Genomic DNA, 26,627 nt, shown 5'->3' with positions numbered 1-26,627 from the left:
TAAAAGCATAGTACGGTAGGATGAAATTACTAAAAATTATTAGATAATAATTTTAAAATAATAAAAAAGCGCCATTAAGGCGCTTTAATTTGGTTTGTGCTAAATATTAATTTTTAAACAGCAATACCGCTATGGCGTAGTAACGCGTCGACATTTGGCTCACGACCACGGAACTTTTTAAATAATTCCATTGGCTCTTCACTGCCGCCTTTTTCTAAAATATTTTGCATGAAGGCTTGCCCTGTTTCAGCGTTAAAAATACCTTCTTCTTCAAATTTAGAAAATGCATCAGCAGAAAGTACTTCAGCCCATTTATACGAGTAGTAACCTGCACTATAACCACCGGCAAAAATATGGCTAAAACCATTTTGAAAACGGTTAAACTCAGGCGGTTTAACGATTGATGTGCGGCTACGTACATCGTTTAGTACTGCTTGAATTTGGCATTGCTCACCCACTTTGTAATCGTTATGGATTTTAAAATCGAATAACGAAAACTCAATTTGACGTAGCATTTGTACGCCTGAGTTATAGTTTTTAGCAGCAAGTAACTTATCAAGTAACTCTTTAGGTAACGGCTCACCCGTTTCATAATGACCTGAAATAAAGCTCAGGGCTTCTTCGTCATAACACCAATTTTCTAAAAACTGACTAGGAAGCTCTACCGCATCCCACGCTACACCATTAATGCCAGCCACTGGCGCGGCATCAACTTGTGTAAGCATGTGGTGAATGCCATGACCAAACTCATGAAATAAAGTAGTTACTTCGTCATGAGTAAACAGCGCAGGTTTATCGCCAACCGCCTTATTAAAGTTACACACTAAATAAGCCACTGGAGTTTGTAGTTCGCCGTTAGCGCGTACTTTACGACCCATACAGTCATCCATCCACGCGCCGCCACGTTTGTGGTCGCGTGCATATAAATCGAGATAAAAACGTCCGCGTAGAGTATTGCTACTATCTACAATTTCAAAAAAGCGTACATCTTTGTGATAAGTATCAAAGTCAGTAACTTCTTTTACGCTAATACCAAATAGGCGATTAACGGTTTCGAATAAGCCGCTAAGCACTTTATTTGCTGGGAAGTAAGGACGTAGTACTTCGTCTGAAATAGCGTACTTTTCTTGCTTAAGTTTTTCGCTGTAGTAACCAAAATCCCATGCTTGTAATTCAGAAATACCGTGTTTTTGCTCAGCATACGCTTTTAGCTCGGCCACTTCTTGCTCTGCTTGTGGTTTTGATTTAGCTGCTAGGTCTTCTAAAAATGAGAATACTTGTTCTGGTGTTTCGGCCATTTTAGTCGCGAGTGACTTTTCAGCGTAGCTGTTAAACCCTAGTAACTGTGCAAGTTCATGGCGAAGCGCAAGCTCCTCGCTCATAATATCAGAGTTATCAAACTCACCGGCGTTAGGGCCTTTATCTGATGCGCGCGTAGAAAACGCAGTGTAGGTTTCTCTGCGTAATTCGCGGTTATCTGCGTAAGCCATTATTGGTAAATATGATGGAAAATCGAGTGTAAATAACCAACCCTCTAATTCTTTACTTTTTGCTGTATCAGCTGCAAGTGCAAGAGCAGATTCTGGCAAGCCTGCTAAGTCACTCTCATCAGTAATATGTTTGTGCCAAGCAAGTGTGGCATCCATTACGTTGTTGCCAAATTTTGAGGCAAGCTCTGATAAACGCGCGCTAATTTCGCCGTAGCGTGTTTGCTGCTCTGCCGCCAGAGCAATACCCGATAATTTAAAATCGCGTAGCGCATTAGTAATTGTTTTTTGTTGTGCTGTAGTCAGCGTTTTAAATTCGTCACTGTTATAAAGCGTATTATACGCGTTGTATAAACCTTGGTGCTGACCTACAAATGTTGAATATTCAGATATTAACGGTAAGCACTGCTCGTAAGCTTCACGTAATTCGTCGTTATTCATTACTGAATTTAAATGCGATACAGGGGAGAACATGCGCGATAATTTATCGTCAGCTTCTTCAAGGGGTAATACTAAGTCATCCCACGTATACGAGCCTTTAGCTAACACGTCATCAATGGCTTTACGACAAAGCTCGATACCGTCTTTTAGTGCTGGTACTACGTACTCAGGCTTTATTTTTGAAAATGGTGGTAAGCCTTCAAGGCCAATTAATGGGTTGCTCATAAATACTCTCTTTGCGTTAATGCATTACGTTTTAAATTGGGTCTAAAAGTAAAAAAACAACTCAGCCGCTTTTAAGTTGTTTAATTTTAATATGGTTGCTCCAGAGCAAAACACAAATAACCCATTAATGAGTCGGCCACTTTATAACGTTCTAACACCGTATCAACTAAATTATTGCTACATACTTGTTTTTGAGTAAGCGAGCTAATGGCTATAAAGTCTTTTCGCTTGAGCTCATCTATTAAGGGATGCTCTTTTTCAAAACCTCTTGGCGGGCGTTTTAGCGATTCTCCTGACATTTCAAATATAGATTTAAATTGTTCATCATAAATTGCTTTTTTATAGCTATTTGGGTTTTCATCTATGCAGGTTCTAATTGCGTTAAGCGCCTTTGATTCTGGTCGCCAAATACCAGCACCTACAAAACATTCGTCATTTGCTAAGTGAAAGTAAAAACCCGGGGCGTGTACGTCTTTTCCCATAAAATGGCGAAATTGAATCCCTATATTAATTTTATATGGGGTTTTATCTTTACTAAAACGCGCGTCTTTATGGATTCTCATTAAGCTACCGCCCACTTTTTTATCTGATGCGACAAAATGGCTAGAAACATCAGCAAGTGGTGCTTGCATTTGCCTAATGAAATCTAAAGCGGGCTCTCTTACGTATTCCTCATACTGTGATTTATGGTCGTTAAACCAGTCTCTATTATTGTTTTTATCAAGCTGAGCAAGAAATTCGAATGTTTTTTTACTAAACATAGGTCACCTAAACACTCTTTATTTTTAAAACTTAATGTTATGCTAATGCGCATAAAACTCAACGCCTAAGGACATAAAATGACACAACACTTTGATTATATTGCAATCGGTGGTGGCAGTGGTGGTATTGCCTCTGCAAATAGAGCGGCAATGCGTGGCGCTAAAGTAGCACTTATAGAAGCAAAACACATGGGCGGCACGTGTGTAAACGTAGGCTGCGTACCTAAAAAAGTAATGTGGCACGGTGCTCAGGTTGCTGAAGCAATTAATTTATATGCCCCAGATTACGGCTTTAATGTTGAAGTAAAAGGCTTTGATTGGAGCAAACTAGTAGAAAGCCGTGAAGCCTACATAGGCCGAATTCATAAAGGTTATGACAGTGGCCTTGCTAGCAATGGCGTTACTGTAATTAAAGGCTTTGCTAAATTTGTAGATAATAAAACAGTTGAAGTAAACGGCGAGCACTACACAGCCGACCATATATTAATTGCAGTAGGCGGCCGCCCAAGCATTCCGCATATTGAAGGTGCTGAACACGGTATCGATTCAAATGGCTTTTTTGAACTAAAAGAGCAACCTAAACGCGTTGCAGTAATAGGCGCAGGCTACATAGCCGTTGAGCTTGCTGGTGTATTACATGGTTTAGGTACTGAGACACATTTATTTGTACGTAAGCATTCTCCACTTCGTAACTTTGACCCATACATAGTTGAAACACTTGTTGATGTTATGGCTGCTGAAGGCCCTACTCTTCATACAGAATCTGTACCTCATAAATTAGTTAAAGAAGATGATGGCTCTGTAACGCTACATTTAGATAATGGCAAAACTCATAACGTTGACCAAGTAATTTGGGCCATTGGCCGCCAGCCAACAACAGATGCAATTAATGTAGCTGCTGCCGGCGTAGAAGTTAACAGCGATGGTTTTGTAAAAGTTGATGAGTATCAAAATACCACAGCTAAAAATGTATACGCGGTTGGCGATATCATCGAAAATGGTATTGAACTTACACCGGTAGCAGTAAAAGCAGGCCGTACTTTATCTGAGCGTTTATTTAATAAAGAACTACCAGATGATTTAAAAATGGATTACAGCTTAGTTCCTACTGTTGTATTTAGTCATCCACCTATTGGTACTATTGGTTTAACTGAGCAAGAAGCTATTTCTCAGTACGGCGAAGAAAACGTTAAAATTTACCAATCTGGTTTTACGGCTATGTACACAGCGGTAACTAAACATCGCCAGCCTTGTAAAATGAAACTTGTATGTGCCGGCCCTGACGAAAAAGTAGTTGGCCTACATGGTATTGGTTTTGCGGTTGATGAAATGATTCAAGGTTTTGCCGTTGCCATGAAAATGGGCGCTACTAAAGCTGATTTTGATGCCGTTGTTGCGATTCACCCGACAGGCTCGGAAGAATTTGTTACCATGAGGGGTTAGTGTAGGGTTTTCACCTATACACCTTTCTTATTCTGGAAATAAACATAGGTCAGATGAATATCTGGCCTTTTTTAAAACTCATATTTATTAAAAAGCTTTCAAGTCTCTAGGGCTTATTTCATCAAATAATTTTTGTTTAAATAAAAATATTGATTTTTCCCGAAATACAATATTTTCAGATTGCCACTATAGAGAGATATGTTAACCAAAAATAAACTCCGTATATTCTTACTCCCCTCTATTACCAATGTATAATCTAACCATTTATCACTAGAAACTTTCTATTTGCACACTCCTACATATTTAGCCTTTCCAAAAATTAGATAAATTGCGAAAGTATTTGCATAAAATTCCAACTAAAATTAACCACTTTTTAAACTTTTTATTTTGAATAAAAGTGAAAAGTTATACTACGATTTCAATAGATATAGTTTAAAGTTTTTTTAAAATTTAAACGCTAGTACCGCATACACTGTAGATGCTTAAAAAAAAATAAAAATCACACCACCTTCGAAAAATGTGATAAATAACCTCATTAAAAAATAAAGTAACGTATTGTAATTTTAGGTATATTTTAAAAACGACTGAAAGAATCTCCACAAAGCCCTCTCTACATTTGATTTCACAAGAAAAACAAATTCCGTATCATCAACTTTAAAAATAAAACTACGATTAATCTTTTATGTTAAAAAAATTGAGTTCATTCTTTATTTAATAACAATATATATTGAAACCGCAAGAGTATAAAAAAAACAACAAGCCAAAACTATAAACACTATAAATTTGTATTGATTATTTACTATTACGCTATATAAATAGCTGTACGATAAAAACTCTAAAAATAGCTAACGCATTATTATTAATGAATTAATATCACCAAAATTAATTGATGTTTTGCGAAGCCATTCTTTTTATAGCGAGGTGTTCCTAGTTTATGGATAGTTCAAATTTAACTCTTCAGGCATATACTCAACATGAAAATCAGGCAGGTTTTTTCAAATTAGTGTTACTAAGTTTGAAGCTATGGTTATTGTTTTTTCACAACTTCCAAAAAAGAGCCTAACTATGGCATACATTCTTGAATCAAATAATGTGCGTATAGGTGGTGAGGCCATCTTCGATGCACATTCAATTGAATTTAAAGATGGCCTGAACTTAGGCCCAATACCAACACTTTATGATCAAAACAACTCATATATTGAGCCTGTTAATAATTGGTTCATACATTTAAAATCTTCAAAAAGGTTAGAAGACTTAAGCTCATACTCTCGGGCGCTAAAACATTATTGGAGTTTTCTAGAATCCAGAAACCTCTCTTGGGATTACTTTCCTCGTGCAAAAGGGTTAAAACCAACCTATAGGTATAGAAATGATGAGCTTTTAGAAAAGGCTACAAATGGAGAGCTTGCGTACTCAACTGCAAGTACGTACATGAGTCATATTATACAGTTCTACTTATGGGCCGCACGAGAAAAGTACTATGATATCAGCGAGAACCATAAACCATTTGAAATTGAATTTGTTCAAGCCCGACGAGATGATGTACTCGCACACATGATGCCTAAGTTTTTAATACAAACTACAGATTTACGTATACGAGTGCCCAGAGACTCTACGAATAAAAATATAAGAAGTTTAAAGCCACTCTCTCAAACACATTTGAGGACTCTCGGCTTATCTCTAAATTCTTGTTCAATAGAAATGCGCCTTATTTGTTTGCTATCTGCTCAATGTGGACTTAGGGCAGCTGAAACTGCAGGGTTTACTCTTATGGCCTTAAACCAAGCTGTAAAACGCCTTAGTTCCCGCACACACTACGAGATCACAATAGGCCCTAATAACGGTGTCCCAACAAAGTTCAATAAAACACGTATTATTGAAATTACAGAGCAGCTGTTATCGGATTTAATAGACTATTCAATTAGTGAACGAAGATTAAATAGGCTCAACAAGCTGCAGGCAAAATGTAAAAGCCTTGATGAGCAAACTGATGAGATAAAACCTATTTTAAGTAACTCTATTCAAAGCGCTTTATTAGCAGCTAAAAAATTTGAGCCATTATTTATTAGTCAGCAAGGTAATCCCCAGCTACCAGGTAGCCTGAGCTCTCGGTTTTCAGAACTTAGACGTGAAATTATTAATTCAGGAACTTCATTTGATTACAAATTCCATGATTTAAGGTGTAGTTATGCAACTTATCGTTTGCATAGTCTCCTAGAAGCTGGAATTGAGCCAGCTGATGCGCTTAGTCTGTTGATGTCATGGATGGGACATAAAAATGAATCTACCGTTTGGAAATACCTTCGTTATTTAAAACGTAAGGAAGCTATAAGAGAAAAGATATCTATCCTAGATAGTATTATGAATGAAGCACTCAAGGAGGCAGAAAATGAATAGGCATTTAAGCTTAATATCTCCTTGGGTTGAACACCTGTGTGTACCTATGATCAATGGAGCAAATGCATCAACTAACTTAGACTTTAATCGTTTTAGATATTTAGGTATTCCAAAAACACATGAAATAAAAGCGGGTAACGCAACGCCATTAGAGCGGGATGAAATCGCTCAGAACTTGTTTATTGCAATAATAGAAAGGAGAGATGCATCCCCTTCAACTAAAGCGAATATCTTTAATGCAGCTAGAAAACACTTTTCTTTCTGTGATAACCAAGAAATAAAACTAGTACCACTATCCGAAAAAGCCTTTGTGAAAGAGCTAGAAGCGCTATCAGTACGTCAGAGAAGAGGTGAAATAAAGGATAGTACAGTTAGTCGATTGCGGGCCGACCTCTCAACTTTATTTCAATGGCTTGAGCTTAATTCTAATATTAAGATGCCTACACACTTACACACAGGTACTACTCAAAGTACGCCAACTCGTGGATACAGTGACCAAGATCTAAAGCAGTTACTACCTCTATTAAGAAGCATTTTTAAACAATTGTATCCTCAGTTTGTTAAGGAGCCTCTTGTCCATATGCAAGCGGCTTCTAACTCAAGTACGATGTCTTTTTATTGGAAAGGTGAAGAATATGAAGTTTGTGGTGGCACAACAAAGTTATTTTGCACTGCAACATTTCTTCTTAGTTATTATACTTGGAGCAATAGCACAACTTTATACAATCTTAAAAGACCAAAAATAAGTAGTCATTCACTATCTGAGAATTGGTATCAAATGCCTGCGTTTAAAAGAAGAGCTTTCAAAACTATTACTGTTGAGCTAGGAGATAATAACCAATTTGAGATCCCTAAGTATGCGACTCAGTTTTTTAATCAGCTATTAACAGCATCGAAACTATTAGATCCTAGCCCTAATGGCCTACTGCTACCTGCATATAGCTGTCGAAAGAAAAAAATACAAAATATGAGTGGGTGTATACTAAATGACTTTAAAGCGAAGTGGTTAAATAAATTTTTCCCACTGCAAGATGAACGAGGTGAGAAACTATGGCCTGTCCCACGGAGGTTCCGAGCTACTGGCAGCCATTTAACATTAGCTCGTAAAGGCCCTGTAGAAGCTGCAATACTTCTAGATAATACTCCTAATACTATTAAAAGTTCATATTCGACTGGTAATCCGCACGAAAACGACAAAATGAATAGAGATACTATTCTTACATTAGAACAAACTGTTCGTGATAGGCAAAGCGTAGAAGCAGCTAAAGCCAAAGTAATCAAAGCCCAAAAGGTTGATGTATTAACTTACGATGCTTACGTAAGAAGAGCTTCCCCCCCAACCCGCAGTGCTCACGGAAGCTATTGTAAGGATTCAGATGGCCATAAAGCCGAGAAATTCACAGCAAGAGCACGGCAACACCGACTGATTTCCGATCGAGAACAATTAGCTTGCGCTGACTTATTGAAATGCTGGAGCTGTGACCATCAAGTACTTGTCGAATCAGCTATGGATATTTGGTGTATATTGAGTTTCAGAGAATGCCTTGAAGAATCTATATACCTCCACATTGATAAAACCCATCATCAAGAGAATTTTGCTGTAACAATAGAAAAAATAAACTTACGCCTGAAAAGCTTGCAGCCCAAAGTTGTACGTGACGCTCATCGACGACTAGCAAGCGAAGGAAGGCACCCTCTTTGGTTAGATATTGATAGTGTAATTATGAATAAGGGCTCTATATGAAACCATTACTTCACTTGCCGCATGAAACTTCACTACTCAATAAAAGTACTATTGATGTTATTGAACTAGTGCAAAAAAATAATTGGGACGAATTAAACCATACTCCAACCTGTATTGATAAATATGACATAGTCAGAGCAAGATTTGGAGATAATAAGTGGGATTGTTCCCCATACGCTACAGATAAAGGTAGCGACCAAAGCCAAAGAGTGTTTGATTTCACCTACCTAATTGATACTCCTGAGTTGCTTCTCCAGTCTAAGCTTATTGTTTATGGCTGGATATACATTCAAGGTAATATTTTAGGCCGAAAATGTAAGCTATCAACTCTAGCTTCCAGATTTAACACCGGCTTAAAAAAAATTTTAGTGAGCCTTATACAAGATAGTGGCAGGAATATAACGGATCTCAACAATTATAAAAAGTGGTATAAACTTGAAGAAACCCTAAAAGCCCAAAACTTTAGTAGACGTACACTAGAACTTTCTTTTACTGCTTTACAAGCTATATCAGGGCTAAATTACTGGCTTCCTTTTCAATTAGAATTACCAAATAAAAGTTATAAACAACTAGCCAGAAAGCTCTCTTGTAGGGATAAACTTGAGTCAAAACAGACAGTAGCAATCCCTCAAACATTAACTGAAAAAATATATGGTGAAGCAATTAAAGATGTTGAACTGGCTTGGCCACATAGAAAAAAGTTAGCTGAATTAGAGCGAAACCTACAGTCAAATTATGATATTGGCCGCTCAAGAGTCGACTATAAATTAGCTACAGGTCGATGGACTTGGCTATATGATAAAAATGGAGAATTAAATAAAAAAAGTTATGTTGAAGAAATAAATAAAGCTACTCCCAAATCACAAACTGAAATAATCGCCCAACACTTAGCAGGGACTAAATTACTTCCTAAACACAAAGCAGATGGAAATTGGCTTGTTAGATGGCGTACAAAACTTCAAACGGCTTGTTTTATATGCGCAGGAGCATTTAGCGGTATGCGAGTAAGTGAATTATTTGAGCTTCATGAGGATAGCTTCTTCACTCGCACTATTAATGGGCAAGTTTTTCACTCAGTCAGTGCAGCAACACATAAACTGGCTGCGGGGGCTAAACATGATGAGTGGTTAACAAGTCCTATTACTGAGAAGGCAATATCTTTAGCTATTGAATTAAGTGCTTGTGCTCGAGAGCAGTTAGTCAAAGTCGCGACACACAGTAGTGACCCCGGTCAGGTCGATAAGTTAATAGAGATTTCGAGTAATTTGTGGCTTAGTCAAATTCAAAGAAAAAATATGCCAATATTAATTACTCGAAGTAAATGGAATGACAAATTAAAAAAATATTCTGAGAAAGTTGGAGCTATTGTGAGTGAGGCTGATCTACGTGAATGCCGTCAATTAAACCCTAGAGACGGTGGTTCAATCAACGACAAAGTTGAGCTTGGTAAGCCATGGCCTCTCCTTACCCATCAATTCAGAAGAACATTTGCTTGTTTTGCCGTTCGTAACAATCTCGGCCATCCTATATCCATTAAACAGCAATTCAAACATCTTTCATTAAGAATGTCCGAATGGTATGTAAATGGCGCTATAGAAAGCCGTATAAAAGATATTAGTGTAGACACTGAACTAATAAACTTACTCAACGAAGCTAAAATTGAACAAACTACTGCACACTTAGATCGCTGGTTTAATGGAGAGGAGCAACTAGGCGGCACCTATGGCAAGGCCATTGTAGCAATGCGCAACGACAAGCCCGTTATATATAGTAATTGGGATAATTTATATAGGCTTGTAAAGGAGGAAAGGCTCACACTCCACGGAACACTTCATAGCTACTGTAAAAATGGACATAATTGCGACATGGATGGACTTATTAATCCAGCTTTTTGTGTGGATTGCCGCACTGGAGGTAGTGTAATTGACTTAGATAAAGCCCTATGGTGGCAAAAGAAACATGAGGTTTTAGGTGCCTACTTGCACAAAAGCCTCGATATCAATCGTAACGAATTTGCACATTGTATCACTCAAATACGGGCCGCAGAAAAAGTCATGGACGAATTTAAAATAAAATTTGTAAAGTATGAACATCCTGTGCAGGTAATCGATTTATGAATAAATCAGAGAACACGCTCTTGAGATTAGAAGCTGCTCTACAGAGGATTCTAAAAGGGGCAACTAGAAGAATTTCCGAGAGCCGAAAACTATCTGTTCGTGCTGTAGAAGAAGAGGCTGATATTGGAAACGGAAGTTGCTATTACTACCCTGATTTTGTGTCAAAAATACAATCTGAAATAGCTGTTCTTAAAGGGAAAACATCTAGTGAAGTAACATTGTCTGATTTAGCTATTTGCCAAGCAAAAATGAATAAAGAAAAAAAAATAAAAATTAGGTATCGTGATAAAGCAAGTGAACTAAAACAACAGGTAAAATCGATGGCAGCAGAGCATCACCAACTATCCTATGCTTTACGAAATATGCACCAGCGCGTAGAGGAACTAGAACTGCAAATTAGAAACATCGAAAAAAATAAAACCATAAAAATAAAGTAACTCAAACCTTTTAAGTAAGCTAAGTTACTAAGAGCTAGCAATACACTTTTTAAAGTAAGTTTAGTTGTTAATCTATTCGCAGCTAAGCAGTAAATTATATTATTTATGGGTTTCCACTCTCGCTGAAAATTAATTGAGTAGTTAACAGTGCTCCCCTAATAATACTGTCAAATGTAACTAGAGCGGGTAATCTTATTATGAAAAAAAGCCAAAAGACTAATAATGATTTAATTAGCCTAATCAGTAACGGTAGAATTATGCTTAATTCTAATCATTTAGATATAATCGAAGTTATTCACTTAGGCATAGATACGAACAGTATTGAGCAATTTAGATGTAAACTAGCTTGGGACATACAAAAGATTTCAGAGGCTATTGGTACGAATATAAAGATGCTGAATAAGCCTAAAATTTTAAATGCCACACTGAGTCAAAATGCAATTGAGATTGCATATCTAGCATCTATTTGTATTGATTATTTTGAAAATGAACATCGTTTTAATCTATGGCTAGATACTCCAAATTTACAGTTTAGTAATAAACCACCACGATCTTTTTTAAAATCAATTAAAGGTCGGGAGTTAATAAAAAAAACAATTAATTCTCTTAACTATGGTTTTACTGCATAAAGTAAAGATCACAAACTAATACTTCCAGAAATGTCTATCAGCTCATTTAGTGACAATATGGAGTGATTTAGCGCCACAATGACTAGCTTCCTATTGAATACAAAAAAGCTATTGATGAATTTATTTTTTAACCAATATCCAGCAATCTATAGCCTGCAATTTTAATCGCTAAAACATGTGATACTTACACTAACAATCCATTCTCACAAATCATTACTTATTTTTCTTATTAACTCATTTTGACGCAAGATTGCTATAGCTAAGCTCGTATGCCTATTGCATCTTTAACTATAATAAGATCTTCGCCGCTTTCCAGCATTAATAAAGAAAATGCTCTTCTTAGGTAATACGACGCACACTTTTACATGCAGGTCTCGACAGATCTAATATTTAGAATATGATAAATAGCCATGCAGTAATACGTTCATAGGTAATATCATATTACTTACGAATACAACTATTTAAAGCCCCTAGATATTACTTCCTCGATACGGTTTTCATTTCGAAAGACAATAAGTATTAAAATTTATTGACTGGTTTACTCAAAATAAAGCAATAACTGAATTCAATTTCATAATTAACTTTGCTGATCAAAAACACGCTTAGTATCAAATAAATGATTAATAGGGACATTCAATGCAGTCGACAATTTCAGAACTTCAATATCGGTCACTCTTCTGACATTAGCCTCAACTTTAGCTAGAGTACTTCGGCTAATTTGCCAATCAATAAGGTTACACTTAGCTACAAGCTGTTCTTGGGTCCAACCAAACTTCTCCCGTATTGTTTTCACGTTCTTACCGATAATATTCATGATCCAACCTGCTCCGTTAGCGGAGCTTGATTGTCACAAATAAAAGGCCTAGAATTGCTCCGCCTTCGGAGCAGTCGATTTTTTGGTTAACTTAGTTTGGAATTTCTTTTGAAAATAGACAATTTGGTAGTTCAAATAATTAAAGCTCCCAACTTTAATAACTTTACAACAAGTGATGTCAGATCTGCTTATATCGCTATCAGTAAAGATGCTTTTTTAGACCCTGTAATAATTCGTCGGAAGTTATACGCTGAACTTCTAAAGCTTGTTAATAAAGGGTGGTTAAGGAAGAAATCATCTAGTAATAAAAAAGGCACTCGCTTTGTTAAAACAGAGCTATTTGATGTTCAAAAGCTAATAGAGTGCATCGTTGATAATCCTCAGCAAATAACTCTTTGTAATGACATTAAACAATCTTTAACGACTAAGTTAAATCATTATAAAGCCGAGCTACTGTTAAACCTCGGAGAAACGGAGGCTTATAAGGAACTCTATGATGAATTCCCAGAATTAGTCACTGAAATTCAATATAAGTACAACCAAGCTAGAGATGATAACACTAAAATTTTAGGAAAAATTAAAGCCATAGAAAGCTTAATTAACCAAGAGAAACAGCAAAACACATGAAGTTAAGAGTTTGGCAATCTAAATGTATAAATCTGGCATTCAATAAGTATCTAAATGGACAAAAACATTTTTTAGCTTTGGCTACTCCAGGAGCGGGTAAAACCGTTATGGCCTCTGAGTTAGCAAACCAGATGTTAGTAAACAAACATATTGATTTGGTCATATGTTTTGCTCCAGCATCTATCGTCGCAAATGATTTTTGTGACAGCCTACAATTAATAACCAAAGAGCGTTTTGACGGGCTTTTGGGTGCTAAAGGGCGCTCACTTACTTATCAAAGCTTGCAACACTTAGATAAAACCTTTTGGCAATTATTTACTCGCTTTCGTGTGTTTGTTATTTTTGATGAAATTCATCATTGTGCAGGCTCAAACATCGAAAATGCTAACGCTTGGGGTGAACAAATAATACGAAACATTAAAGACAAAGCTACTTATACATTGGCGCTAACAGGAACGCCTTGGCGGTCTGACACTGCGCCAATTGTCCTTTCAAACTACTTATATCCTAGCAATAAAATTTCTTGTGATTATATCTACGGCCTTACTGAGGCGATTAAAGACGGTGTTTGCAGAGTACCTCAAATTGTCGCTATTGATAATAACAGCATTTCTATTGTTGAAGATGAGGAAACTAAAACATTTAATAGCTTCAAAAGCTTATTATCTGAATCTGCGGTGCCCTACCAAAGCGTCATAGAAAATGAAGCGGTTATTAAGTACATACTTTCATCGGCACAAAAAAAATTAAACAATATTCGTTTATCCTCTCCTAGCGCTGCCGGTTTAATTGTTGCCAGCTCAGTTGCACATGCAAAAAAAATCGCAAACATACTCAAAACACACCTTAACGATGAATGTGCTGTTGTTACTTATCGGGAAAGTGAACCTACTGAAATTATTCAACGATTCAGACACAGCTCCTCCAAATGGATTGTTTCGGTAGGCATGATCAGCGAAGGTACAAATATTCCAAGACTTCAAGTATGCTGCCATTTAACAAATATAAAAACAGAAATGCATTTCAGACAGATTTTAGGTCGAATTCTCAGAATTACTCCATCTAAAAATCAAAATGCTATTATGTATATGCCTGCACAACCGAAGTTCTTAGAATACGCTTATCGCGTTAAGCAAGACGTCCCTTTTGAGGCGGATGTTGTTAAGTTTGATAAGATGAAACCACCTATTGAGAATGATGTAACAGCAATTACTTCAGATGCAGTTACTTTCGGTGACAAAAAAGCTAAACATCTAAAACCTGAAATACACATAACCGACCCAGAAGCTCATGATGGGGTACTTGTTAGCTCATATCTTACAGAGCAAAGTGAACCACACTTTTTAACCCGCTCTTACGAACAAATCGTTAATATTTTTGGGCGTTTTAAACAAGAAGCTATTTCGCTAAGCTTAAATGAATTAAAGTAAATATACGGCTGACGTATATTTAATAGATCCCTATCTTAATGAGAATAAACACTTTGGCCTTGACCAGGGTATTTTTCAAAAATATGCATATAAACCTCGCTACAGGTTTTTGGCCATAAATTATCATCGTATGATTCAGGTAAGTTATCTAATACTTCCTCAATCATATTTTTAACTCTAGCTTTAGTTCGCTGCTTTTTACGCCAATCAATTACCAGTATTTCCTGCATTTTTCCTGTTAATTCTTTAGCTATTTCTTTAACTTGTTTACGCTCTTTCTCTGTTAGTGGTGCATCTTGAATCATCAAGTCGTACACTGCTAACTCTTCTTCAGCTAAGCCTTCACGAACGGTACGCTTTTCTTCATGCTCTAATTCATTAATAAACCCTTTCAGGCGATTAAAAAATTCTTCTGCGGTATATGCACCTAAATTATATTCTTCAATTAAATCTAAAAACTTTTGCTGTAAATCTTGGCGCGTTTTGTTTTTAAGCACCATTGGCTGCAATTTCCGCTCAATTAGGTTTTTAAGTTTCTCAGCATCTGATTGTTTTGGTTTCTCAATCGATGAAGCCATTGTCGCTAAAGCATCAAAGTCTATATTTGCAATGTTTATGGGATCTGGCAGGTTGCTTTGTATTTTAATAGTGGAAATTGATTCATCTAATAAGTCATTAACTTGGTTACGCACAACATCCAATACATCTTCATCATCAATTGATAAACCAGATTTCAAACGCATTTGAGAATAAATTATATTAATCGCGATACGATAAGGTACATATTGATTAGCGCTATCGTCAGGCATAATGGCCTTAAAAATACGGTTAATTTGCCTGATAAAAGACGTAAATTCTTCTTTATTTTTCGGCTCAAGCAGTATTTCGCTTGCGTTATCTAACAATGATAATTTGGCAAAACCATCAGCAGAGGCCGATACAATTTGGGTTAAGTCAATATCAACACTACCTAAGAAGACAATAAGCTCATTGATAGCTATACCTAATGCAGCGACCAGCTCAGATTTGTCTTTTGCAGGGCTATCAACTTTATAAGGTGCGCCGCCTTCAGTAACGCCACCTCCATATAGCCCTAATGCCTGTTGTAATGCGTTAAATATATTAATGTAGTCAACAATCTGTCCCGCAGCTTTTCCCTCATACACACGGTTAGCACGTGCAATGGTTTGCATCAAAGTATGGCTTTTAAGCGGCTTATCTAAGTAAAGAGTTGAAACAGACGGGGCATCAAAGCCTGTTAACCACATCGCGCATACAAATACGATTCTTAAATTATCTTCAGGGTCTTTAAACTTTTCATCTATTTTTTCTTTTAAGAAGCGCTCCCGGTGTGGTTTATAATCAAGCCCTTTTTTAGCAAGTCGCTCGTCATCATTTTGCCCGCCCGACACAACAACCGCCATATCAGTACTTTCCATATGCTCAATTTGAAATTGCAGTTTGTTTAAGCGGCTTCCCGAAGTATGTTTGGCTTTTGCTTTTAAGCTACTGAGCTTTGTTTTCCACGCTAGTTGAACTTTGTCATACATCTTAATGGTAGTGGCTTTATCAATAGATACCACCATTGCTTTGCCTAACATTCCATTACTGAAAGGGTCACGATTGATATAGTGCTCAACCAAATCAGCAGCAATAGTCTCTAGCCGATCTTCTCTAGTAATGATGTGATAAGCCTTAGAGAATTCAGACTCTAGACGCGCTTCTTGTTCTTCAGTAAGGTCTGCTTGATCAAGTATGTCAGCAATATCATCTCCAATAGTATCGCTCGACACTGAAACTTCAGGTACACGATTTTCGTAATATAAAGGAAGTGTTGCGCCATCATCAACAGCATCAGCAAAGTTGTAGATACTAATGTAGTCACCAAACACTTCTTGTGTTTTAGCCTCTCCTGCAAGCAATGGTGTGCCTGTAAATGCCATAAACGAGGCATTAGGCATAGCATTACGCATATTCATTGCTAAAGAGTCGTATTGGCTTCTGTGGGCCTCGTCAGTGATAACAATAATGTCATCACGTTCCGATAAAACCGGATAGTTTCCTTTTTCGTCACCTTTAAACTTTTGGATTAAAGTAAATACAAAACGGTGATCCTCTCCAAGTAACGCTTTTAATTGAACGCCTGAGTCTGCTTGGCAGTTTTCGGTAACAATGCCTGCAGAGTTGAAAGTTTTATAAATCTGGTCGTCTAAATCTGTTCTGTCGGTAACTAATACAAACGTCCAGTTACCGGTATATTTACGAAATGCCTTTTTACAGAAGAAAACCATTGAAAAGCTTTTACCGCTACCTTGGGTATGCCAAAAAACACCGAGCTGACCATCACGCTCCTTTACGTTATTAAGACCACACAATGCCTGATTAACACCTAAGTATTGATGATACTTAGCAATAATTTTAATCGTTTGTTTTGTCTTAATATACAAAGTGTAGTTTTCAATAATATCTAAGAGCCGGTTTTGCTCACACACTCCACGTATAACAACTTCTAAACTAACTCGGCGCTCTTCTTTTTCACTCTCTACTTTCTTCCATTCAGCAAAATGCTCCCACTGGCTAGATATAGAACCAACCTTTGATTGCACACCATTAGAAAGAATAATAATCTGGTTATAGGTAAACAATTTTGGAATAGTATTTTTGTAATCAGCTAAATTATTTTTATAAGCGCTAAGTAAGTTTTTATGACTTGCTTTTAGTTCAATAAAAACAAGTGGTAAGCCATTAATAAAGCCGATCAAATCTGGACGACGAGTTTCAATTTCACCCGTCATACTCATCTGGCTACAAAGCAAGAAGTCATTGTTAGTAGCATCTGACCAATCTATATATTGAACAACGCAATCATCTTCATCTTCAGCATTTGTTGTATACACATAGCCACTGGTTAATAACTCATAAACTTCTTCATTAGCTGCTATTGCGGTCATCGCACTTCTATCGCGCGCTATTTCGTCAATGGCTTCTTGAATAATAAGTTTATTAATATCCGGATTTAGCTTTAGTAACGCAGTTTGTAGCCTTGCGAATAGAACAACATCATTGCGAGTTTCCCTTCCAAAAAACATAGGATTATTAGTCAGAGACTCATTATCTAATGAACCAAAAACTTCATCCCAACAAATTGCGGTTTCCCAGTCTAAATCTGAAAATAACTGAATAGCAGGTTGTTCTACTAAAGCATCTTCCGTGTATGTCATTTTAAGCCCATTTTCTTATTGTCTTTCGTTGTTTACAGGTTCAACAACATCAGCATCTACCATTTGTTTTTTAATTAGAGAAATAAAACGTTTGTCGTTAACTAGCTTCAGAAATAGATCAACGTTATTTTCGTCTATAATAAATTGTCCACTTTCATTTTCAGCAAGGTCAAAGCGGTGTTCAGTTATAGCTTGTTTCATTTGCTCAATGAAAACCTGATCTTCAAAGTAGCGAGTCTCTTCTATTGCAACTAAACGTCGGAGTAGTGTCTTGTTAGTTCCTATTGCTATTTTTAAATCATCAACGCTTGAGACTATACCATTTTCAGCAAAGGCGTCGGCTAACAAATCTCTTTTAGCCTCTAAACCTTCACGAATGTTTAAGCCAAGCTCATAATTAGCTTTATCTCTGATAAAGACATCATCACCAAACGCAACAAAATCAATACGGTCTCTAAATGTAAATATTTTCTCAGCTTCAATTTTTTTGAAATGACCTTCTTTGAATGCCCAACTTTTTAGGAGGCGAGTAGATTTAAGATTCCAACCGCCTTTAACTTTTGAAAACGCGTAAAACTTTTGCGCATCATTAGAAAACTCAAAAACTAATGCCCATGCATTATTAAATTCTGTAATTTCTACCACAGGGTGGTTATCTCCACCATCTTCAATTTTATCAATAATCCCTTCAAAATCAGTGTTGTTTTTTTCATCTAGTAACGCACGATCTTCATCTAAATCTGCCGTTAATACCTGATATGTACTTAAATTATTAATAGGTAATATAACGCCTTCTTTTCCTGTAAAAAACATTTTAAGAGTGTTTTTTAAGTCATCTTCAAGCCCATCAATAGCTGCATATAAAGTCTTATAAGTGTTTTTCCCCTTATAGCTATTTTTCTTTATTACCCATAATCGACATTCCAGTTCATTAAAGTTGGTTGCCTTAATTTGCTCTAATATTTGTAATTTTTCCTGCATGATAATCTCATAACTCCCTTTATTTATTAATTATGCCCATATAATTATTTAGTTTTTTATATTTAACAGCGTCTTCAGCAGTAAGATCTTTTGGCGACAACATAACGCATTCCTTTTCTCTACCATTTTCTGTATATGTACAATCATATAAGCCATAACCGAGTGCGGCTAATATAGGGTTAATGAAGATACTTTGACTGCGAATAGACAGCAAACACAGGATTCCCATAAAGATAATAAGTGATAGCAGGTCTTGCCCCTTACTTAAGTCAAACGCAACGAAAGATATCATGTAAGGAATGGTGTAGTTGACCACTTCACTTGAGCGACTTTTCGCTTTAGTTATCGTAATATCAAAAGGGTTAGATGTAATGTTTTTAAGTACATACCACAACATTAACAGGCTTACAGCAGCAACGATGAATAACCCTAAAACGACGTTAGAGTTATTGAACACGATACCAACAGGGTAATCGATTTGACTGAAACCCAATATATTGGAGGTTAATTGATAAACTCGCCAATCGACTCTAACAAAATCTTTAATTATCATAATTAAAAATAAAGGCGTGTAGCCACTAATAAAAATGGCTATTGACGGTATGAGGGTTGTTGCGTTCCTTCGCTGCATCGCTTAATCCTTTAGCTCTATTTGGCCTGATATTAATTTAGGTAACAACATATCGCGTTGCTTTTTTAGGTTTTCATTTTTCTTAGTTAAAACTTTAACTTGTGACCAAAAACTTTTGCATAACTCTTCAAACCTCACCTGTAACTCTATTGGAGGGGCGATTATTTGATACTTACTTAAGTCAGCTATAGTGATCTGTGAAATTGATGTGCCACTATCTAAACTACGTAAATTAGCAAATTTTAGTTGGTAAAATAGATAAGATTTCTTAAGAAGATCTTCATTTTCCATTATGTAAATAGATAAATTTGTAAGCCAACATATATCAGGAGACATTTTTACATCACCAGTTCCACCTACACCACGAGCGATAACAATAACCTTCGATTCATTTAGATTCGCTTCAGGATAATAGCCCGTTATTTTATAGCCGCTGTAAATAGGTATTCCCTCTTTACATCTGAGGTCTTTTTTAGACATTTTTCCGTATTTCATTGATGACATATTTTCTAGCTTATCAAATTCCCATCCCTCTGGGATTTGACCTAGTGGCGAGTCGATGAGTTTTGGTTTGCCGTCTGCATCAAGGTTATCTTCATGGTTTGGGTAGCGGAAGTTAACAAACCATTCGCGATACAGAGATTGCGCCATGTCTTCTAAAATTGCGATGCGGCGATTGTTGTTTTCGATTAATAAGTCATAACTTCTGACTTTGCTTGCCCAATTCTTTTGCAATAATTTATCTTTTGGAATCTCAACGTCGAAACATCTCATATCAGATAGCAGCAAATTTTTCTGAGCAGCCCCCCCTGCAAGATTACACAACCTATCTTTTTCAGATAACAAATAATAATAGAGATATTCAGATGTTACTAAGTCATTATCAGCTTTGATGATGGCTACACTTTTTTGAAACGTAGTTCTTCTTGTTTCAGGCAAGTCCTTAGCTAAACACATCCTTCCTATTGTGCCGCTATTAGTTATTAATATATCGCCAGCAGCAAATTGAGTTCTTCTATCTGTTTCTTTGAAGTCCTCAGCAGATATTTGCCTAGCGCCACTATAATTTACTTGACCACCTTTAACGTCTTTACAACTAACAAAATAATAACCAGAATCTAATTGATCTTTACAATTTCCATGTTTTCCATCAGTAATCAAATGACATATATCGCCAAGCTTCTTAGTTAACAGCTCCATTATATTGCTCCCAGTATATTGGAAACATTCGTTGATATTGCTGATTCCAACTCATGCGCCTCAGCATTTAAAACTTCTAACTCTTCTTGTAAAGCAGTTAACTTAACAACAAAATCTTCATCACTTTCTTGCTCACCTTCAGCAACACCCACATAACGACCAGGGTTTAAACTATAACCTTGTTCAATAATTTCTTCCTTGGTAGCAACTTTACAAAGACCTGCAATATCTTGATAAGTCAGTTCTCCATTGTCATTAGCAAAGAAGCTTTTTAGTTCAAATTTACTATCGTTACCTGCGTCAGGGTGAGTTTCAAGATAAGTATTATCAATATCTTGCCCACGGTATAAACGCACTATGTTGGCAATAAAATTTAGCTGCTCGCTAGTGTAATCACGCACGGCTCGGGTTACTTGACGGAAGATATGGCGAGCATCAATAAACAAAACTTTATCTTTGTTATGCGCTGGTTTGTTTTTATCTAAAAACCATAAGGCACAAGGCAAAGTTACTGTGTAGAAGAAGTTACTTGAAACGGCCACCATGACATCAACGCCGTCTTCTTCAATTAGTTTTTGACGGATCTCTTGCTCTGAACCACGGGCGTCACTGGCTGAGTTTGCCATCACAAAACCTGCACGACCTTTTTGGTTAAGCGCTGAGTAAAACATTTGAATCCACAGGTAATTACCATTGTCATTACGCGGCATACCATAAGGAAAACGGTGTTTATCAGCTTCTAAACGGTCTTTTTGTATTTCGTTAACGTTAAATGGAGGGTTTGCCATTACATAATCAAACTGACCGTATTGTTTACCGTCAATTACATCACCTTTGGCTAGTTCAAACGGGTCTTCATAATAAGAGTTACCTTCACGGATATCGCCCTGCAAACCATGAACTGCAAGGTTTAACTTAGATAAACGAACAGTATCACCTGTTTTTTCTTGCCCGAATACAGACAGCTCATCAGAGGCATCTTTGTTATGCTTTGCCACAAAATCGGCTGAGCTGATAAACATACCACCGCTACCGCAAGCAGGGTCGTATACTTTTCCGTGGTAAGGTTCAATAACCTCGGTGATTAACTTTACTAATGCTGAGGGCGTGAAAAACTCACCACCGCCTTGGCCTTCAGTTTTGGCAAACTCATTAAGAAAATACTCGTAAATACGGCCAAATATGTCTGAGCCAAGAGTGAAGTCGATGTCATTAAAGTTTTTAAGCAAGCTTTTGAGCATATCGTTTTCAAAGCGAGAATAGGTTTTAGGTAGGGCACCCTTAATTGCTTCGTTGTCAGCTTCTAGCGCTTTCATGGCATCATTCACCTGAACACCGATATTAGAGCCTTCAGGAAGTGCTAGTAGGTTAGAGTAGAGTGCTTCATCTGGCACATACATTGCGCCTTCAGCTTGGATTTTAGACTTTATATCGCCACTGCCGCGACGGCGAGAGCTAGACTGTTCTTCTATCTTGCTTTTTGCCAGAGTAAAACGGTACTCAGCATACTTAAGAAAAATTAAACCTAGTATTGGTCGAGAGTATTCTTGAGCTGTTAAGCCTGTATTAGCGCGTAATGAGTCCGCTGCTGACCATAAACGTTTTTCTAATTCTTCTATCTTTTTAAAATCTGCCATTTTTATAATCCTTCTTATAATTCCCTTTATGTAGGGTAATGTATCAAATATGAGTTTACTTATATACAAACTGAACAGTACGACTATCTTATTGATATTTAGCCAGTAGTAATTTCAATGTTTTTTGAGATTGTTCAAACTCAACTTGATAGTTATTTAGTACTTGTAGCTCTTGCTCAACATCTAACTCCTCAACTTCAACGTTTTTAATAATATAACGTGAAATATTGAGTTCGTTATTTTGCTCTCTAATTTCAGGCATAAATACGGCTTTATAACGATCGTCGTCAGCTAGCTTTCCTGCCGCTAAATCAGCTATTAACACTGCGTCTTCTTCTGAAATAGTTATTCTGTTTTTGTTGCTTTCACCTATTCCACTGGCATCTACAAATACCACTGAAGAACCTGCTGGCTTGTTTTTGTTAAGCACCAAAATAACAGGGGGAATACTTGTGCCATTTAGAACATTAGCGGGCAAGCCAATAACAGCTTCCAGTAATTCGTTTTCTAGCAAATACTCCCTTACTTTTGCATCGTAACCGCCACGAAACAAAAAACCTTGAGGTATTAAAATGTAACCTTTACCCGTTTCATTTAATTTACTTAAGGCTTGTTGTATCCATAAGCTATCACCAGCAGCTGCCGATATTGGCTTATCTTTAAGTACTTCGATAAAAGGAGCGCCTACTAACATGCGCCGTTCATCTGCACCAAATTTCTGAGCCATTGGCGGCTCCATAACAACTAAATCAAATTGTTTGTCTAATCCAAAATTTGACTCTAAAAGTGAGTCTGTATTTGCCAACTTGAAATGTTTATTTTCAAGCGCTAGCAATCGGTAAGCAGAGATATAAGTACTACGATTTTTTTCTTCTAAGCAAAGAGTCTCTGAATTTAAGCTAGATGCTACTCTTGCTAAACCACATGCTCCGTCATACAAGGACTTACCACTACAATCACCAACTAGCGCAGAAAATATCCTTTCCATATTAAGGTTGGCTAAATCTGCTGAAAACCTTCCAAGTACTTGTGCATTCATTTCTCTTAAAGCCTTAGCAAGCGTGTCAAAGTTTGAAATGGCTGCGATGAAAGAGACGACAAGGTTGATTATCTTCACGTCAATTCGATGTTGGTCTGGCGCTGAGCATATCTCAGTTGGATAATTTTCCTCTAACGCTTTTCCAGCTTCTATTAGCATATCTAACTGTTTAGCATGACCGCTATTCACGATTACTTCGAATAACTCAGAGTTTTCCTTCGCAATATAAGCAACATAAGTAACTAATTCTAATATGTGTGGCACCTCCATTGAGCTACGGCTATTATCAATTAGGCTCCTTAATTGTTTTGTTAAATGCTCCATTACTTAGCTCCTTTAATTAATTGAGTAATATAAGCCGTTGAAACTTTCTTCTGTTGTTCTGCCAAATTGAGTGTTGATTGATAAGCCTGGTTGCTAGCATGAAATAGTTCTGCAATTTCATTTTGTTTATTCAACCCTGGCAGCTCAATCACTAACTTTTTGATACTTGATAAGCTTATATTTGTAATTATTGCACCTGTGCTGATCGTATCTAACTGGCTTTGACCAACAGATGAGTTAAAGTAAGCTACAAGCACTTCCCCAAGTAACTCATTGTTATTTGGTCTAAGTAAAATAAAGTTAGCAGAAGCAATTACATTAAGTTCGGCAATAGCTTTAGTAACGTAACCGGCCTTTATTGAGTTACCTTTAGCAAGAAGCACCACATCCCCTTCTTTTAATAGGAAACGCTGAATATCCTTTCCTTCCTTTATTATTATTTCACTAAGCTGTTGCTCAATAATTTCACCATTTAGATTAACAGAGCTACCTGTTAGTAAGTGCAACGCACCTTCGACGTTGCTTTCATTCTTTTCGAATAGTGCGTTTGTTGCACCAGTGGTTAATTCATTACATAACACCTCGATAGTTTTCACATTACTCTCCTTTCGTTTTAAACCTACGAATTAGGTTGTTGAGGTGATATTAACTATCAAACTTAATTAAAGCAAGTAGTTTTTAAAATTTAATGAAATCGTACAATAAAAACGATTCCGATTAAGTGTTTATAAATATAAAAGAACACTATATTTTTGTATTTAAGGAAACTAACTTCGGTGAAAATTTATTTTAACGGCTTTATTTTAGAAAACTGTTCTTGCCAATTTCTATAGAAGTTATCGCATGGTGCGGAAATCAACTGGAAAACATACAAATGGAATAGAGATACGGAACTTAGTTGTTATTTTTATATGATCTACTCTAGATAATATATGAAGATTTTTTACTTAACTGCAGAATATAATCTGGTCAGTAATATAGCAGTAGGACTTCATTTACATCGACTTATGAAGCGATAAAAATCTGGAAAATGCTACCGTTGGATAAGACTTCTCTGAAAAAACATCAAATATTTCCCGTTTTTCTGGAAAACACACAGATGCCTTATTATTAAAGGCTTTACAGAAAACTTCCAGACCTTACATGTAACAGTAACCCACAACGATGCGCTAGGCGCTAAACTCTAAGTTCTCAATTATAAAAAGCCCTTGCTAAGTAAATAGTAAGGGCTTTTTAATGCTTGTTATATTTTGCACAACAAACCACTTAAAACGTCACATTAAAAACATCCATTCAACATTAAGTAAATATCTAAGCCATTATTTTAACAGCAAAAATATTAGACCGATAAAAAGATTAAAAGTTTAAATTTTGTTTTGGCTTTAAGGCATTTTTACAATTAGAATCTCGCGCATTTATAGTTTCTCTTGGTTATTTATGTTTTTACTGCGATCTTTTATTTATTTATTATGCCTAGCGGGTGTTGCTCATTTAATTCAACTTGAAGGCTTTGAATTAAAACAGTATGCACTTTACAGTGAAGAAACTCTTACTGAACATATGCAAGATGTTTTAACTTTTTTAAGCTGTATTTTGTTTTTCTATGCTTCGCGAATTAACTTTCAACTCAAAATACCGGCAGTATTACTTGCTGCGTTATCGGCAATGATGTTTGTAAGAGAGTTTGATACCTACCTCGACTTATACTTTTTTGATGGCGCTTGGCAAAGTATCGTCTATTCAATTTTAGCTGGTGTGTTTGTTTATTTAATAACAAACAAAGGAAGTATTTTTAACGCTTTAAAAGCCTATAGCTTCACTCCTAGTTATGGAATTTGCTTATCAGGCATGGTTACTTTACTCGCATTTTCGCGAATGATGGGCAAAGGCGCATTTTGGCATTCAGTAATGGGCGATGACTACGTACGTGCAGTAAAAAACATTGTTGAAGAGGGTATAGAAACGCTTGGCTATACTCTAATCTTTATTTCAGCCATTGAGCTTGTACTCATATGCCGAAAAAGAATGGCTAAAAATCACAAACATTGCACTGATGAAGTAACTCAATAGCGTTTCTCCATTTTTATTGGTTACTTTTTTTGCACTAAATTTGCTAATTGGTTTAATAAATCAATATACTGAGCCTGTTTTTATCAACTCGCGTTTAATTGGATATTATGACTAAAGATATATTGCTGCATCCGTTTCTTCTTTCAATTGTAATGATCACAATTGCATTTGTACTAAAAGTACTTGTTGATAAGCTGGCTAAAAATCGCGCAGAAAAAAAAGAAAAAGATATTCGTTACATCGCACACAATATTAAGCATTTTATTAATTTTGTAATGATGATATCGCTGCTATTTGTGTGGTCTACCGAAATTCAAAACTTTGCACTTTCTATTGCTGCTTTTGCTGTAGCGATTGTGCTTGCAACGCGTGAGTTTATTCAGTGTGTAATAGGCTTTTTTTACCTCGTAACAACCCGCCCGTTTAGAGTCGGTGATTGGATACAAGTTGGTGATTATTTTGGTGAAGTAGCTGAAACGGATTGGATAAAAACAACCATGCATGAAATTGATATACATACTTATCAATTTTCTAGAAAAACCATATACATACCTAATAATAAGCTGATTACCAGCTCTATTAAAAACTTAAACTTTGTAAAACGCTTTGTTACACATCATTTTATTATTGTCCGTCGAGAAAGCTTTAACCCGTACCCTATTCACGACACATTGACTGAACAAGCTAAGCTGTATTGCGAAGAGTTTCAAGAAGTAGCAAGCCGTTATAATTCGATGATTGAGCGTAAACTTGATGCAAAAATATCTGGCCCAGAACCAGTAATTCACTTTGGTACAACCGATTTAGGTGAATTTAAAGCAAGCTTTACCTTGTTTTGCCCAACAGAAAAAGCGCTTGAGATAGAGCATAAATTAACAGAGTGCTTTTTTGCATTATGGTATAAAGAGGCTGAAAAAAATAAAGAGGATGAAGGAGAGGTATAAACCCCACCTTCATTAAAACAAAGAGCGC

The 26,627-nt window shown here is 36.4% G+C and carries 20 protein-coding genes; 10 read left to right on the top strand and 10 right to left on the bottom strand.

Going from position 1 to position 26,627, the window contains the following annotated elements; genetic code table 11:
• Positions 1-113: 113 nt before the first annotated feature.
• On the bottom strand, positions 114-2,153 hold the full coding sequence (gene prlC / locus I6F43_RS12290; RefSeq protein WP_197102569.1) for an oligopeptidase A: 2,040 nt from the start codon (positions 2,151-2,153) through the stop codon (positions 114-116).
• An 86-nt stretch (positions 2,154-2,239) separates the two neighbouring features.
• Positions 2,240-2,914, bottom strand: a complete 675-nt coding sequence (locus tag I6F43_RS12285; protein ID WP_121953553.1) for a DUF2461 domain-containing protein — start codon at positions 2,912-2,914, stop codon at positions 2,240-2,242.
• Between the two features lie 78 nt (positions 2,915-2,992).
• Here I6F43_RS12285 and gorA point away from each other — a divergent pair, with 78 nt between their 5' ends.
• The 6 genes from gorA (at position 2,993) to I6F43_RS12255 (ending at position 11,681) form a co-directional block, all read left to right on the top strand.
• Positions 2,993-4,357, top strand: a complete 1,365-nt coding sequence (gorA, locus tag I6F43_RS12280; protein ID WP_197102567.1) for a glutathione-disulfide reductase — start codon at positions 2,993-2,995, stop codon at positions 4,355-4,357.
• 1,065 nt (positions 4,358-5,422) lie between these two features.
• Complete coding sequence (locus tag I6F43_RS12275) at positions 5,423-6,754, top strand: tyrosine-type recombinase/integrase (RefSeq protein WP_197102565.1); 1,332 nt, start codon at positions 5,423-5,425, stop codon at positions 6,752-6,754.
• Entirely contained in the window at positions 6,747-8,498 is a 1,752-nt protein-coding gene (locus I6F43_RS12270) for a hypothetical protein (RefSeq protein ID WP_197102563.1), read from the top strand. Before I6F43_RS12275 ends, I6F43_RS12270 begins: the two co-directional genes overlap by 8 nt.
• Positions 8,495-10,615, top strand: coding sequence for a hypothetical protein (locus I6F43_RS12265; RefSeq protein WP_197102562.1), 2,121 nt, complete (start codon positions 8,495-8,497; stop codon positions 10,613-10,615). Before I6F43_RS12270 ends, I6F43_RS12265 begins: the two co-directional genes overlap by 4 nt.
• A complete protein-coding gene (locus I6F43_RS12260) occupies positions 10,612-11,052 on the top strand; it encodes a hypothetical protein (RefSeq protein WP_197102560.1) in 441 nt (146 codons plus the stop codon). The genes I6F43_RS12265 and I6F43_RS12260 overlap by 4 nt, the downstream gene beginning before the upstream one ends.
• 197 nt (positions 11,053-11,249) lie before the next feature.
• The gene (locus I6F43_RS12255) at positions 11,250-11,681 is read left to right on the top strand and encodes an antitoxin Xre/MbcA/ParS toxin-binding domain-containing protein (protein ID WP_182717743.1); all 432 of its coding nucleotides are present in this window, start codon (positions 11,250-11,252) and stop codon (positions 11,679-11,681) included.
• 577 nt (positions 11,682-12,258) lie between these two features.
• Here I6F43_RS12255 and I6F43_RS12250 read toward each other — a convergent pair.
• Entirely contained in the window at positions 12,259-12,474 is a 216-nt protein-coding gene (locus I6F43_RS12250; RefSeq protein WP_331460611.1) for a helix-turn-helix domain-containing protein, read from the bottom strand.
• Positions 12,475-12,603: 129 nt separating this feature from the next.
• On the opposite strand from I6F43_RS12250, the gene I6F43_RS12245 reads away from it, so the two are divergent.
• A complete protein-coding gene (locus I6F43_RS12245) occupies positions 12,604-13,122 on the top strand; it encodes a hypothetical protein (protein ID WP_182717741.1) in 519 nt (172 codons plus the stop codon).
• Positions 13,119-14,552: a DEAD/DEAH box helicase gene (locus I6F43_RS12240; RefSeq protein ID WP_197102556.1), complete on the top strand. Its 1,434-nt coding sequence runs from the start codon at positions 13,119-13,121 to the stop codon at positions 14,550-14,552. Before I6F43_RS12245 ends, I6F43_RS12240 begins: the two co-directional genes overlap by 4 nt.
• A gap of 35 nt (positions 14,553-14,587) precedes the next feature.
• On the opposite strand, the gene I6F43_RS12235 is transcribed toward I6F43_RS12240, so the two are convergent.
• From I6F43_RS12235 to I6F43_RS12205, 7 genes are all read right to left on the bottom strand, one after another.
• Positions 14,588-17,773: a type I restriction endonuclease subunit R gene (locus I6F43_RS12235; protein WP_197102554.1), complete on the bottom strand. Its 3,186-nt coding sequence runs from the start codon at positions 17,771-17,773 to the stop codon at positions 14,588-14,590.
• 15 nt (positions 17,774-17,788) lie between these two features.
• Positions 17,789-18,754 (bottom strand): Kiwa anti-phage protein KwaB-like domain-containing protein, encoded by a 966-nt coding sequence (locus I6F43_RS12230; protein ID WP_197102553.1) that lies wholly within the window; start codon positions 18,752-18,754, stop codon positions 17,789-17,791.
• Positions 18,755-18,773: 19 nt separating this feature from the next.
• Positions 18,774-19,385, bottom strand: a complete 612-nt coding sequence (locus tag I6F43_RS12225; protein ID WP_197102551.1) for a hypothetical protein — start codon at positions 19,383-19,385, stop codon at positions 18,774-18,776.
• 3 nt (positions 19,386-19,388) lie between these two features.
• The gene (locus I6F43_RS12220; protein WP_197102549.1) at positions 19,389-20,585 is read right to left on the bottom strand and encodes a restriction endonuclease subunit S; all 1,197 of its coding nucleotides are present in this window, start codon (positions 20,583-20,585) and stop codon (positions 19,389-19,391) included.
• Complete coding sequence (locus I6F43_RS12215) at positions 20,585-22,222, bottom strand: class I SAM-dependent DNA methyltransferase (RefSeq protein WP_197102547.1); 1,638 nt, start codon at positions 22,220-22,222, stop codon at positions 20,585-20,587. Before I6F43_RS12215 ends, I6F43_RS12220 begins: the two co-directional genes overlap by 1 nt.
• Positions 22,223-22,310: 88 nt before the next feature.
• Positions 22,311-23,585 carry an N-6 DNA methylase gene (locus tag I6F43_RS12210; protein ID WP_197102545.1) on the bottom strand — a complete coding sequence of 425 codons (1,275 nt, stop codon included), beginning with the start codon at positions 23,583-23,585 and terminating at the stop codon, positions 22,311-22,313.
• Positions 23,585-24,181: a restriction endonuclease subunit S gene (locus tag I6F43_RS12205; RefSeq protein WP_182717734.1), complete on the bottom strand. Its 597-nt coding sequence runs from the start codon at positions 24,179-24,181 to the stop codon at positions 23,585-23,587. Before I6F43_RS12205 ends, I6F43_RS12210 begins: the two co-directional genes overlap by 1 nt.
• An 841-nt stretch (positions 24,182-25,022) precedes the next feature.
• Between I6F43_RS12205 and I6F43_RS12200 the strand changes: the two genes are divergently transcribed.
• Both I6F43_RS12200 and I6F43_RS12195 read left to right on the top strand, forming a co-directional pair.
• A complete protein-coding gene (locus I6F43_RS12200; protein ID WP_024594473.1) occupies positions 25,023-25,655 on the top strand; it encodes a hypothetical protein in 633 nt (210 codons plus the stop codon).
• A gap of 107 nt (positions 25,656-25,762) precedes the next feature.
• A complete protein-coding gene (locus I6F43_RS12195; protein ID WP_010553762.1) occupies positions 25,763-26,599 on the top strand; it encodes a mechanosensitive ion channel family protein in 837 nt (278 codons plus the stop codon).
• The last annotated feature ends 28 nt before the right edge of the window (positions 26,600-26,627 follow it).

It is taken from the genome of Pseudoalteromonas sp. NZS71_1 (genome assembly GCF_015864305.1).
Classification (GTDB): Bacteria; Pseudomonadota; Gammaproteobacteria; order Enterobacterales; family Alteromonadaceae; genus Pseudoalteromonas; species Pseudoalteromonas arctica.
This window is presented reverse-complemented; position numbering and strand designations above follow the sequence as displayed.